The following is a 467-nucleotide window of genomic DNA, read 5'->3' as shown; positions in this document are numbered from 1 at the left end:
GCGTCATGCCGATGCTGGCGTTAGCTTACCTGCTGGCAAACCGTACACTCGTAGCTGTCTATGTCGACGGGCTTTATCAGGCCCTGATTGATGATGTGGTTGCCGATCGTTTGTTGCAGGACGCATCGGCTGTCGAGTTCCGCCGTATCTCCCGCTCGAAGCGCGATGAGCAATTCATCCATCAGCTGGCGGCATTGCTGTCCACCAATGATAAAGTCGTCGAAGCGAACGCTCTTCCCGTCGCGTCCGCTCTCTTCCAGCGCTTCCATGCGCTACCACTCTGGTCGCAGCGTACTGCTCACCTCGAAGAGAAGGTCCGGAAAGTCCGCGATGTGGTTCTCAAAGCGAGTGATCCGGAAGTCCTGTTGTTCTCTGACCTCAAATCGGTGCTGCAGGGCGAAACCGACCCCGCAGTCGCAGTTACCGCGTCGCTGCTTAAAGCCGAGACGGTCTATCCGGCAATGCTA

The 467-nt window shown here is 57.2% G+C and carries 1 protein-coding gene; it reads left to right on the top strand.

From position 1 onward, the window contains the following. Nucleotides 1-467, top strand: a 467-nt coding sequence (locus EOA23_RS36020; protein ID WP_210212536.1) for a hypothetical protein, incomplete at both ends; no start/stop codon positions are given.

The sequence above is a fragment of the Mesorhizobium sp. M2A.F.Ca.ET.042.01.1.1 genome (genome assembly GCF_003997405.1).
In the GTDB taxonomy this organism is placed as follows: Bacteria; Pseudomonadota; Alphaproteobacteria; order Rhizobiales; family Rhizobiaceae; genus Mesorhizobium.
Note: the sequence above shows the minus strand (reverse complement) of the source record. Positions and strands in the feature narration are given on the sequence as shown.